This window comes from Bacillus sp. JJ1566, assembly GCF_036962685.1.
Classification (GTDB): Bacteria; Bacillota; Bacilli; order Bacillales; family Bacillaceae_L; genus Ferdinandcohnia.
Genome location: NZ_JBALOP010000042.1, coordinates 55335 through 67006 on the forward strand (window position 1 = coordinate 55335; position 11672 = coordinate 67006).

General features: G+C 35.5%; 15 protein-coding genes. 7 read left to right on the top strand and 8 right to left on the bottom strand.

The features are described 5' to 3' along the window. The first annotated feature begins 85 nt into the window (after window positions 1-85). Genes V7112_RS16455 through V7112_RS16465 form a run of 3 tightly spaced genes read left to right on the top strand, consistent with a single transcriptional unit; the run spans window position 86 to window position 2345 of the window. Window positions 86-427, top strand: coding sequence for a PadR family transcriptional regulator (locus V7112_RS16455; protein ID WP_335421750.1), 342 nt, complete (start codon window positions 86-88; stop codon window positions 425-427). After that, on the top strand, window positions 424-1050 hold the full coding sequence (locus tag V7112_RS16460) for a hypothetical protein (protein WP_335421752.1): 627 nt from the start codon (window positions 424-426) through the stop codon (window positions 1048-1050). Before V7112_RS16455 ends, V7112_RS16460 begins: the two co-directional genes overlap by 4 nt. Next, the gene (locus V7112_RS16465; protein WP_335421754.1) at window positions 936-2345 is read left to right on the top strand and encodes a serine hydrolase domain-containing protein; all 1410 of its coding nucleotides are present in this window, start codon (window positions 936-938) and stop codon (window positions 2343-2345) included. The genes V7112_RS16460 and V7112_RS16465 overlap by 115 nt, the downstream gene beginning before the upstream one ends. A gap of 76 nt (window positions 2346-2421) precedes the next feature. Here V7112_RS16465 and V7112_RS16470 read toward each other — a convergent pair whose 3' ends face one another. Continuing rightward, window positions 2422-2916: a GyrI-like domain-containing protein gene (locus tag V7112_RS16470; RefSeq protein ID WP_335421756.1), complete on the bottom strand. Its 495-nt coding sequence runs from the start codon at window positions 2914-2916 to the stop codon at window positions 2422-2424. 229 nt (window positions 2917-3145) lie between these two features. On the opposite strand from V7112_RS16470, the gene arsR reads away from it, so the two are divergent. The 4 genes from arsR (at window position 3146) to arsC (ending at window position 5692) form a co-directional block, all read left to right on the top strand. Then, entirely contained in the window at window positions 3146-3451 is a 306-nt protein-coding gene (gene arsR / locus V7112_RS16475) for an arsenical resistance operon transcriptional regulator ArsR (RefSeq protein WP_335421780.1), read from the top strand. Window positions 3452-3503: 52 nt separating this feature from the next. Continuing rightward, window positions 3504-3917, top strand: coding sequence for an ArsI/CadI family heavy metal resistance metalloenzyme (locus V7112_RS16480; protein WP_335421758.1), 414 nt, complete (start codon window positions 3504-3506; stop codon window positions 3915-3917). Between the two features lie 62 nt (window positions 3918-3979). Then, window positions 3980-5275 (top strand): arsenic transporter, encoded by a 1296-nt coding sequence (locus V7112_RS16485; protein WP_335421760.1) that lies wholly within the window; start codon window positions 3980-3982, stop codon window positions 5273-5275. A gap of 15 nt (window positions 5276-5290) precedes the next feature. After that, window positions 5291-5692 carry an arsenate reductase (thioredoxin) gene (gene arsC / locus V7112_RS16490; RefSeq protein WP_335421762.1) on the top strand — a complete coding sequence of 134 codons (402 nt, stop codon included), beginning with the start codon at window positions 5291-5293 and terminating at the stop codon, window positions 5690-5692. Window positions 5693-5894: 202 nt separating this feature from the next. On the opposite strand, the gene V7112_RS16495 is transcribed toward arsC, so the two are convergent. The 7 genes from V7112_RS16495 to V7112_RS16525 form a co-directional block, all read right to left on the bottom strand. Continuing rightward, entirely contained in the window at window positions 5895-6548 is a 654-nt protein-coding gene (locus V7112_RS16495; protein WP_335421764.1) for a pyridoxine/pyridoxamine 5'-phosphate oxidase, read from the bottom strand. Between the two features lie 96 nt (window positions 6549-6644). After that, on the bottom strand, window positions 6645-7571 hold the full coding sequence (locus tag V7112_RS16500) for an NADP-dependent oxidoreductase (RefSeq protein WP_335421781.1): 927 nt from the start codon (window positions 7569-7571) through the stop codon (window positions 6645-6647). A gap of 94 nt (window positions 7572-7665) precedes the next feature. Next, window positions 7666-8121, bottom strand: a complete 456-nt coding sequence (locus tag V7112_RS16505) for a DUF3291 domain-containing protein (RefSeq protein ID WP_335421766.1) — start codon at window positions 8119-8121, stop codon at window positions 7666-7668. A gap of 148 nt (window positions 8122-8269) precedes the next feature. Next, the gene (locus tag V7112_RS16510; protein WP_335421768.1) at window positions 8270-8881 is read right to left on the bottom strand and encodes an FMN-binding negative transcriptional regulator; all 612 of its coding nucleotides are present in this window, start codon (window positions 8879-8881) and stop codon (window positions 8270-8272) included. 39 nt (window positions 8882-8920) lie between these two features. Beyond that, window positions 8921-9367, bottom strand: coding sequence for a GNAT family N-acetyltransferase (locus tag V7112_RS16515; protein ID WP_335421770.1), 447 nt, complete (start codon window positions 9365-9367; stop codon window positions 8921-8923). A 41-nt stretch (window positions 9368-9408) separates the two neighbouring features. Continuing rightward, a complete protein-coding gene (locus V7112_RS16520) occupies window positions 9409-9945 on the bottom strand; it encodes a GNAT family N-acetyltransferase (protein ID WP_335421772.1) in 537 nt (178 codons plus the stop codon). Between the two features lie 618 nt (window positions 9946-10563). Next, a complete protein-coding gene (locus V7112_RS16525) occupies window positions 10564-11421 on the bottom strand; it encodes a hypothetical protein (protein WP_335421774.1) in 858 nt (285 codons plus the stop codon). Window positions 11422-11672 lie beyond the last annotated feature (251 nt).

Sequence of the window (11672 nt, forward strand, 5' to 3'; positions counted from 1 at the left end):
GTTTCACAAATAAGGATTTACACCTTTACATATTTTTTACAAATATATACTTGATTGAAGTATATATTTGAATTAAAGTAATAATATGGAAAGAACAAGTTTGATTAAAGGTCATTTAGAAATGTGTGTTTTGGCGATTTTAACTCGTCAGAAAAGCTACGGATATGAAATTATGAAGGAATTAGAAAAACACAATTTAAAGTTGAAAGGAGTAGGCAGTATCTATCCAATTCTTACAAAGCTAAGCGAACAAGGATGGGTCAGTACATCTAGGGAATTAACAGAATCGGGAAAGGTGAGAGTGTATTATAAAATCAACAAAAACGGACAACGCGCCCTTACGAGTAAAATAACAGAGTGGCTACATTTACAAAACGATCTAAAGTCCTTGCTTGCTGAAAATATGGAGGGGACAAACGAAAAATGACTACATTAACAAAGGTTGAAAAAGATTATGTAGAAAAGGTTCTTTTTGAATTAAAAAAATACAAGATAAATAAGGAACAACTAGATAGTATCAGAGAGCAGCTGTTGGATCATATATCTACCTCACACGAAAATGGGGAAACTAGTATTGAACAGCTTGGTGACTCAGAAGCACTTGTTAAAGATTATTTAGAAATATACGGAATCGATATGAATCACACTGGAACCCACAAATCAAACCGTATTTCTATCATTTTGGGAGCTATCTCATTTCCAGTTGTGTATTTAATCAGTCAGCTAATCTTGTCCTTATTTTTAACCCAATCTTTTAGTCAGGAAAAATCGTTCGATTATAATATCATGTATCGAATTTCCGAACAACCGTGGTGGAATATTTTATTAGTATCAATAAGCTTATTCTCCGCTCTCGTCATTTCTTTCTTTTTATCTGTCATTTTGAGAAGGAGGTTGACAAGGTTTATCTGGCTTTTACGATATTATTCTCATTCTTGTGGCCAGCCTCACATATTTCAGCTCAGGATACTTTATCTTCAGAGTTACATTCGTATTTTGAGGACTATATTGAAGATCAACGCATCCCAGGAGCTGCTATTTCAATTGTAGAAAATGATAAGGTCATATACTCGGAAACGTTTGGTCATACTGGTGGCAAGGAAATTAAAGTTACATCTGATACTCCATTTTTACTTGGTTCTATTAGTAAATCATTCACAGCACTTGCAGTTCTTAAACTAGCAGAAGAGGGATTGATTGAACTGGATGATCCTATCAAGAAATACCTCCCCTCATTTTCTTTAAAAGATAAAGAGGCTTCGGAAAGAATTACGATAAAGCAACTACTTATACAAACAAGTGGTATTAGTACATATGACGGGATGGTTATTTCGGATTTAGGGTCTGATGAAAGTGATGCAATCCAAACGAATTTACAATTGCTCGCAGATGTTGAACTGACGGAAGCACCCGGAGCTAAGCACCAATATAGCAATGCAAACTACTCCATTCTGGCCGCATTAATTGAAGAAGTTTCCCGACAGCCATATGCAGATTTTATGGATGAACAAGTTTTTAAGCCCTTGGGAATGAATCATGCTGCAGCTGACATGGAAAGAGCATATGATCGAGGATTTCAATCAGGGTACCAATCCTGGTTCGGTTTCCCTACTAAAAGTAAAGTACCGTATGATAATGGTGGTGCCCCATACGGATATATAGCAGCAAGTTCAAATGACATGGTAAATTATTTGATGGCTCTGATTGAAAGAAATGAAGGAAAGCTTGTGAATGAAGAGCTTTTAGATCTGGCCTTTTCACCGCATGTGCAAACTGGAGAAACGCGGTATTATGGCTTTGGTTGGCGAATAACAGACCCAGGTTCGGACAATGAAATGATATGGCATTCGGGATCAACTCCCGACTTTCGGACAGACATCTTTTTCTATCCCGAAAGGAAGTGGGGATCTGTTATTTTAACAAATAAGGAACATATTTTAGAAGAAGCCGCCCTTATCCATTTCAGAAATGGAATTATTTCCATCATGAATGGGGAAGAACCCGCTCATGTAGAGGCATCTAACCCAACCATTCAAATAGTTATTTCTCTTATCCTATTGATTCTTGCTGGAACCATAGCTCGAATTCTAGTAAAAATTAAATCTAGGAAAGAAATAAGATTTCGCCGTATGCCTATAGTTCTTGGAATTTTATTTATTCTACTAGCTCTTAGCTTAATTCCATTACTCATCTATTTTTCATTATCACCTTGGCATTCGATAACATTATTTGCACCTGATATTGCTTTCCTCACAGTTTTGTTATCCGTTTTAATGTTTGGTACTGGGACCCTACTTCTGGTCTTTAGTAAAAGAAAAAAATTCCAGCCGGAAAATACTATATGAGTTCCGGCTTTTTTAAATATATATTCCACACTTTATGAAAATATTTACTGTTCATCTCCTTTTGAAGACTTAGGTGTCATTTAGATATTTTAGAATTAACTGGGAAATGTAATAAAAAACTCGCAGCCTTTCGCTCGTATGCATTGTATTCTTCGGGATACTTCTCAAATCCGAATGTCCCCGCTTGCTCATACTCTGAGTTAGCAATCCAATCGAACAATTCTCCATATGCACTCCCAGCATTATCTATGTCCCCATGATATTCTAAGACTGCATAAGTACCTTTAGGAATTTCATATGAATTCATATCAATCGGAGGTTCTGCTTCAAGGGAAACTTCTACACCAGCTATCCAGGTAAAAAGGTCAGTATCAGGGTTGTAATTAGGAGGGTCAATAAAAATTCCATAAGTTGTTGGAAGATTAATAGCCCCAGCTACTTCATTTAAGCGTTTATTAAATGATTGTTGAAGCTTAGGTATAATTTTTTGGTCTCTTGTATCCTGTAATAATGTTTCAATCTTCAAACCGATAATACGAACAGACTCTCTTTCAACAATTTTTATTTCCATCTGGTTATCTCCCCTTTTATTTTCTATCCATAGAATGAATTCTACTTGAAATTTCAAATTCCCTCTTTTTTGTAAGAGGGTTTGTTACCTTATGGACAATTCATTGCTATTTTTTCCATACTAAAATAAATCAAAAAAATTTGATTTATTTCTTGCATATAGATAATTCTTTTGAGTATAATTTAAATATCAAAAAAACTTGATGAAAGGAAATCCGTATATGATTGTAATGACAAATCAGTTTGTGCAATTTGAAAAAAAATTTAAAGCATTAGCTGATCAGAAGCGATTAGAAATCATGTATGAGCTTTGCCAAAGGGGAAAAACATGTGTATGTGATTTAACTGAAACGTTCGGGATGACCCAATCAAAACTTTCATATCACCTTAAAATTTTATTGGATGCAAACTTAATCACAAAGGAAACAAAGGGAACATGGAGTTATTATGATTTAAATGATGATGAAGTAAACAATTTATTATCTGAAGAACTTTGTTGTGTATTTAGAAAAACTGGTAAAGGTAGCTGCTGCTAAATTTTTTAGATATTAAATCAAATTTTTTTGATAAACAATGGAGGGATTGTTCATGAAATATGTTCACGTTGGAATAAATGTTACGAATTTAGAGAATTCCATTGAGTTTTACCAAAAGGTATTTGGAGTACAACCTGTAAAGGTAAAGAATGAATATGCAAAATTTTTACTAGAAAGTCCTGGACTTAACTTTACACTAAATGTTCGAGATGAAGTAAATGGGAATCAGGTCAACCATTTCGGTTTTCAAGTTGAAACGGGAGATGAAATTACATTTCATAAGGATAGACTAGAAAAAGAAGGGTTCTTTGCACGCGATGAGATGGATACAACATGTTGTTATGCCGTACAGGATAAATTTTGGGTAACAGATCCGGATGGAAATGAGTGGGAGTTTTTCTTTACAAAAACGGATAGCGATGTCCATAAAATAGAATCTACTTCTTGTTGTGTAGCTCCAAGTTGAGAAACAAGTAGTGCATGCTAAAATTGGGACGAGGGACCTGTCCCTGATGGAGGTTAAATTTAGTGATTACAGCAATAGTAGCAACAAGCATTTTTATAGCAACACTCGCTCTCGTTATCTGGCAGCCAAAAGGATTAAATATAGGTTGGAGTGCATGCGGCGGGGCTATCCTAGCTTTATTACTAGGGGTAGTAGGATTTAACGATGTACTTGAAGTGATTGGCATTACGTGGAATGCCACATTATCCTTTGTAGCCATCATTTTAATTTCATTGATTTTAGACGAGATTGGATTATTTGAATGGGCAGCACTTCATATGGCAAGAGCCGCAAAGGGAAATGGAAAGAGGATGTTTGTCTATATTAGTATTTTAGGAGCCATCGTGGCTGCCCTCTTTGCAAATGATGGAGCTGCCTTAATTTTGACACCTATTGTTTTAGCAATGGTTCGTAATTTGAAATTTAAAGAACAGATGATTTTTCCATTTATTATGGCAAGTGGATTTATTGCAGATACGACATCCTTACCATTCGTTGTAAGTAACTTAGTTAACATTGTATCTGCAGATTTCTTTCAGATTGGATTCGTAGAATATGCTTCAAGAATGATTATCCCTAACCTATTCTCATTAATAGCGACGATTACGGTCTTATTCATTTACTTTAGAAAAAGCATTCCTAATACGTACGATTTATCAAAATTAAGAGAACCTAAAGAAGCGATTAAGGACATTAACATGTTTCGTCTTTCATGGTATGTTCTTGGGATATTATTAATTGGTTATTTTTCTAGCGAGTTCACCCAAATACCTGTTTCAATTGTTGCGGGGATCATTGCACTCTTCTTTTTATTGATGGCCAGAAGAAGCCATGCAGTAAATACAAAAACAGTTGTAAAAGGTGCGCCATGGAATATCGTGTTATTCTCAATCGGGATGTATGTGGTCGTATACGGATTGGGAAATGCTTGGTTAACTAAATCGTTAGCTAGTGTCATTCAAGCAACAGCTGACCAAGGTTTATTTGTTGCAACGATAGGTATGGGCTTTATAGCAGCTTTCTTATCATCTTTAATGAATAACATGCCAACAGTTATGATCGATGCCTTAGCTATTGCTGAAACCAGTACAACTGGTCCAATCAGAGAAGCTCTTATTTACGCAAATGTGATTGGGTCTGACTTAGGTCCGAAAATTACTCCAATTGGTTCGTTAGCGACCTTAGTGTGGCTCCATGTTTTATCTCTTAAAGGAGTCAAAATCTCATGGGGAACATATTTCAAAACAGGTATTGTATTAACGATTCCAATTCTATTTATCACCTTAATCGGTCTTTACTTTTCTTTATTAATTAGCTAAAAGGAGATATACATTATGTCTAAGAAAACAATTTACTTTTTATGTACTGGAAACTCTTGTAGAAGTCAAATGGCTGAAGGTTGGGCGAAACAATATTTAGGCGATGAATGGGAAGTAAAAAGTGCAGGACTTGAAGCTCACGGATTAAATCCAAACGCAGTTAAAGCTATGAATGAAGCAGGAATTGATATTTCGAATCAAACATCGGATGTGATTGATCCGGAAATTTTAAATCATGCGGATTTCGTTGTTACTCTTTGTGGTCATGCAGCAGACAATTGCCCTGTTACCCCCCCTCAAATAAAACGGGAGCACTGGGGATTTGATGATCCTGCCGGAAAAGAGTGGTCTGAATTTCAACGAGTTCGTGACGAAATTGGTAAACGCATTAAGCAATTCGCTGAAACAGGGAAATAAGAAGCACCTTGCATAAATGAATCACTATCTTTGAGAGTACTACCACATGCGAGGCCTTTATGAAGGTACTAAAGCCTAATTTCTTCTTATAACATCGAGAAATTAGGCTTTTTTTCTATCTACTAACGTACTTTACAATAAGGTGCTTTATCAAAGTACACTGACTCTGAAAATAGAAGCTCTACTTAAATCAAGTAAAAAACTAAGCCCATAATAGGCCCTTTTTCCACTTATTTCCCTCTAACCTATATTTTACTCTAGTATGCTTCCGATCTTCGTCCGCTTGCCAATACTCGACTTCTATTGGATCTACTCTATACAAAGTCCAATAAGGAAATATGATAGTTGGATTTTGTCTTATCTTTTTCATTTCATTATTTAATGCTTCTTCGAACTCAGTTTGCTCATTTAAAATTGAACTTTGTTTTCCTAGTAAAGCAACGGCTCGAGCTAGAGCACCTCGTCTTAAAAAATCTTTTGCACTTAGATCTTTATTCATTTCAACTACTTTGCCACGTATTCTAACTTGTCTTCCAATCAAAGACCAATAAAAAGTTAAAGCTACGCTGGGGTTAACCGCAATTTGTCTACCTTTTTCACTTTTAGAGCTTGATGCAAAATACCAGCCATGTTGATCAACATCTTTAATAATAAGAACACGTGCATCTGGAAAACCGTTATGGTCTGTTGTGGAAAGAGTCATTGCATGAGGTTCGTGTTCTCCTTTATCTACTGCATCTTTAAACCATTCCAAAAATAGTTCATGAGGATAATCAGGTAAAGCATTCATATCAAATGATGGGAAAGGTCCAGCAAGGGTTCTAGTCTGTCTAATCATTTTTCTTATGTCGTCCATATAAAATCCTCCAGCATAACCATAATTAAAAAATATCATTATATTGTTATACTAATCTTCAAGAACTTTAAATGTAACTACCCCAATTACGGGAGGTTAATTTGCAATGTGAAGAATAATACGCCCACGTCCATGGCCAATCTGACTCACTTCATGGGCACGCCTGACATCATGAAGTGGAAAGGTCTTAAAAATAATAGCTTTTACAATTCCTTCTTCCATCAATTGAGCTATATCCGCTAGGTCTTCATTTGCTGGAAGTCGATTCGGCTTTAATGCCTTGATTCCGCGTTTCTTCGCTTTTTCCAATGACGGTTGTTCCACTAGTGAAATAAGAGTCCCACCAGGCTTTATTATGGACCAAGAGCGTTCAAGTGTGTCTCCACCCACAGTATCAATTACAAGATCTACATCTTTTACGACTTGTTCAAAGGGTGAGGAGGTATAATCAATTACTGTTTCTGCTCCCAAAGAGCGAACAAATTCAGTATTTGCCGTTGAAGCAGTACCAATCACATGTGCACCTTTCCATATAGCAAATTGTACCGCATACGAACCTACTCCACCTGCTGCTCCGTGAATCAATACTCTTTCCCCAGCTTTTAGTCTTCCATCATGAATAAGGGCTTGCCAAGCGGTTGCTGCGCCGCCAGTTATTGTTGCAGCGTCATCCAAACTAATCGAAAGAGGTTTAAGAACAAGGGATTCCTTAGAAACGACTATATACTCTGAATATGTTCCCATTGAGCTTCTTCCGAATACCTGCTGCCCCTTCCTGTAAGTCGTAACATTTGCTCCAACCTCCGCTACAACACCTGAAAAAGCAGTACCAGGGATATACGGAAATTGTATCGAACGTACATCCTTAAATAATCCTTGACGAAGTTTCCAGTCTACTGGCAGTACACCCACAGAATGAACACGAACCAGCACCTCTCCTTCCTTTGGTTCGGGACATTGAATCTTTTCATATTTTAATTCTTCAGGTCCTCCATATTGATAAACTCGGATCGCATTAATCATTTTTTTCAACTTTTCAATCTTCCTTTCTAAGCTCAGGGAATCAGAAATATTTTAAATATATCCGCCTCTCCATAAGTATATTTTTATCTGCCCCCTACTTAAGCACACACGTCTCTCCTTTTTCATCAAAAGCGTGCATAAGATCAAACGCATATGGGGTAGGTCCATGTTGAATATAATGATTGTATCTCGTAAAAGCTTCCTCCCATGAGACATCCTTGACCTTCTCTGTCCACCAGACGACATATAAAAGATCGTTAGGGTATATCCATCTGCTCCTTTTGCTTAATGCTTGGCTATGCTTGCCTGAATAGGTGAAACGAAACAAGGAATGAAGGCTATCCCATACAGTTAATGTAAGGACAGGGTAACCTTTCTCTTTTGCATCAGTAGGGAAAGGCACTTCCTCTGACGAAAAATCTTCTATAAGATGTCCTGATACATATGCCTGACGCATTACTTTATACCCCGTTTCATAAAACTCGCGTGAGACAGGGTGGTCATATGGATGATTTAGCCTACCAACAGTATAAATTGCAACAAAAGCCATAACAGCCCTCCAATCAACTTTATAACTAGGTATATTCAGGAAAGATATGTTCTTATAACTTCTAATTAAAATGTTATGACGTTTAAAAAAGAGAGAACCCACTCAATGTCAGGCTCTCTCATCATTCTTCACTAAAAAAAAGAATCTGCTATTTTTGCAGATTTTTCTTCATAAGAGACGCTACTTGTAAATTATCGTGTTGGGAAGTGTTTTCGAGATGGTTAATAACTAATTCTTGCCGTTCAACGGGATGATTCTGACTTAATTTCGCTTTTGCCTCAATTTTTGTGATTTTTATTCTGAACGCTACAATTCCCTTACTCATTCCTTCAATAAAACTCGGCACTACAACGTTTAGATTGTATGGACTATCAGGGCTTTCATATTTATTTACCAAATCATCTAATGAGTCAAATATTACATTTTTATCTTCAATAATTTCTAGCTTTCCATATACATGGATGGACACATAATTCCAAGTAGGGACTGCCTTATTTGTTTCGTACCAAGAAGGTGAAATATAACAGTGTGGACCCTGGAAAACCACAAGAACTAGTTGGTTTTCAGCATCCATCCATTGTTCGTTCGGACGTGCAAAGTGACCATATAAAGCATGTTCGCATTTATTTAACATTAGCGGAAGATGAGTAGCATAGGGTTCCCCTTTATGCTTGGAGAATAAGGTTGCAAATCCATACTTTTCGATAAAATCATAAATGACTTCTTCATCATCCAATTTAAAATGTTTAGGTATATACATAATGGTTTCACCTTTCAATATAGGAGTATATTATAATGTCTATTCAGCTAAATCTAATTCATAATGAAGAAATTGAGAATCTCTTTTGTATCCATTTCTTTCATATAATCTTTGAGCAGATTCATTATCTGGCGCTGTACTAAGACTAAGGCTTTTAGCACCTGTTGCAATTGCGTATTGTTTTGCTTTTTGTAAGAGCAGTTCTCCCACACCTTGTTTTCTTGCCTTTGAATCAACATATAAATCATTTAAGATCCAGGCTCTTTTCATAGAAATAGATGAAAATGTAGGATAAAGCTGAGTAAAGCCGACATAACTTTGATTGTCTTTAACGACAAAAATAACGGACTCCTTGCTTTCTATACGTTCTTTTATGTAAGTCTTAGCACCTTCTAGATTGGATTCTTGTTGATAAAACATCCGATACATATTAAATAAGTTGGACACTCCCTCTAAATCTTCAATTGTAGCTTGATATATTTCCAAAATTTCTCCCACCTTACAAACTATTTAGTTATCAAACAATTTTATGCATTTTTTACATGCAGCCATTCATTTTCCAAGATACTCATTTCCCAAACACTCCAGTATTCTTCACCATTTTTCCCAGTATCCCTAAGTAACCCCTCTTTGATAAATCCTGATTTTTCATAACATGCTATAGCAGAATTATTAAAGTCAAAGACCGCCAAACTGACTCTATGAAGATGAAGTTCCTCAAATGCAATTTTAAGAACCTCCTTAATCATTTGTTGACCTATTCCTTTACCTCTTGCGTTCTTATCACCAATTAATACTTTTCCGATTCTTGCTGATTTGTTTCTGCGGTCTATTCTTCCCAACGAAATATGTCCAATATTATTTCCAGTTTCTTTATCTATAACTCTATAAATCAAGGCTTCTGATTCACTATGATTTGCATTATCGATATATTTTTCTAATTGATTTTCCGTTAATGGATACTGAAATGCAGGGCCGCCCCATTGGAGTAGGAATTGGGGTGTTTCAATCCAATCAATTAACTGCCTGAAATTTGAGCGTTCAAAGTATTGTAGTTCAATCATAGCGTTTCCTCCTTATAAACATTAGGAGCTGCCATATCGATAACTCCCTGTTCAGCAATTGCTATCAACAATCCCTTTACTGTATAGATTTATTTTATATATCAAATGATAGTAAAACGGAGGTGATTAGTATGTCTAGAAAAAATAATAATTCACCAAAAACGATTAAGTACAGTATATGGGAAACCAAGACAGAGAACAGTCATAATCCTTCTATTGAAAATACGTCTGTATCGCTCAACAAACATAATGATGCCAAACAAAACAGAAATGACAGTTGACTAATCGCAGATCCCTTTATTTATTCCTTCTACCCGTTTATTCATATAGACGGGTATTAAAGAAACCATTCCCCTTGAGCAAATTTTACTACTTTGCCTCCTACATTAACATTAATATTTCCGTTTGCCTCATCTGCTTTTAAAAATAATAAAGAGGGTCTTTTCATTTCATATCCCTGTTCTACCCTAATGTTAATCCTACTTGTATTGAAGTATCGGAAATATTTTTACACTTCAATACTACCATAATGTTGCAAAAATAATATTGACATTCTACTACGAGAATAAGACGATCACTCATCTGGTCGTCTTATTTTCGTAGCTGAAGAAGAAATTCTTATCCAGCACTCAAAATATTATGAAAGATATGTGTTTCATTCATATAAAACCAATATTCTTTATCTCCTTCTACTACTTGGATATAGTTCTCTTCATATATATTTAATGTTATTGTTTCACCAAAAAAATAAAAATGAATTTTTAAAGATACCTCACCTAAATCGGAAGGAATATAATTGATTTCTTCTCCTTGTTCTGCTAAAGCGTTTGCCAAACTAATAATCCGAAAAGACGAAAACATCCCGTATGAATAATCCGTATCTACTTCCATGTAACCACTTAATGCTAGCTTCGTTAAAATGGGGATACTTCCCTTAAAATATGGAGGTGGGTTAAAAAATGCGTTTCCTAATAGATGAATGTCGTTACTAGTTTCGTAATAATCATCCTCAACCCTAATGATATTTCGGGACAACGTATCAATTGTCAACTCTTTCCCATCTTTCACAAAAGTATATTGATAGTTAGGTACATCGGAAAATGGACCACTCCCAAACGGTTCTGGCTCTCTAAATCCCCCTAATAAATCTCTAAAAGCAGTAATAATTCGATCATCAGTAATAGAAACTTCCTTTTCATCTCCTCTAACGTTAATAATCACTTTTTCCCATTTGTCCGCTCTAAGTATTGAATATTTCTTGTCAAATTCTTTATACCATTCTTCCAAAGATTGGGCATTAAGCAAATTTTCATTTTCTATCCTTTTGATTTTATCTTCTAATTCAACAACCTTCTCTTGAAGGACATTGTTTTGATCTTTGATATATGAATCAGATACATCCACTTCTTCAGCCTTACATCCAACCAATAAGAAAATAAGTGTACACATATAAAGTATCAGTTGAGATTTTTTCAAGTCACTTCTTCCCCCTTAAAATTCGTTAATAACAATGATTCTCACAAGAATGGAAATACCTTTTTACAGTAACCTGCACCGATAGCATAATAACTTCCACCTAAATAATATCATAATATTCAAAAAATAAAATCGGAGTTTTAATCATAAGAAAAAGGCGACCCCAATTGGATCACCTTTTTTAACTATTGCTACCCGTTAGTTTAAGTATAACATTTCACAATCTATCTTATTGAATCGCGACCTTTAAC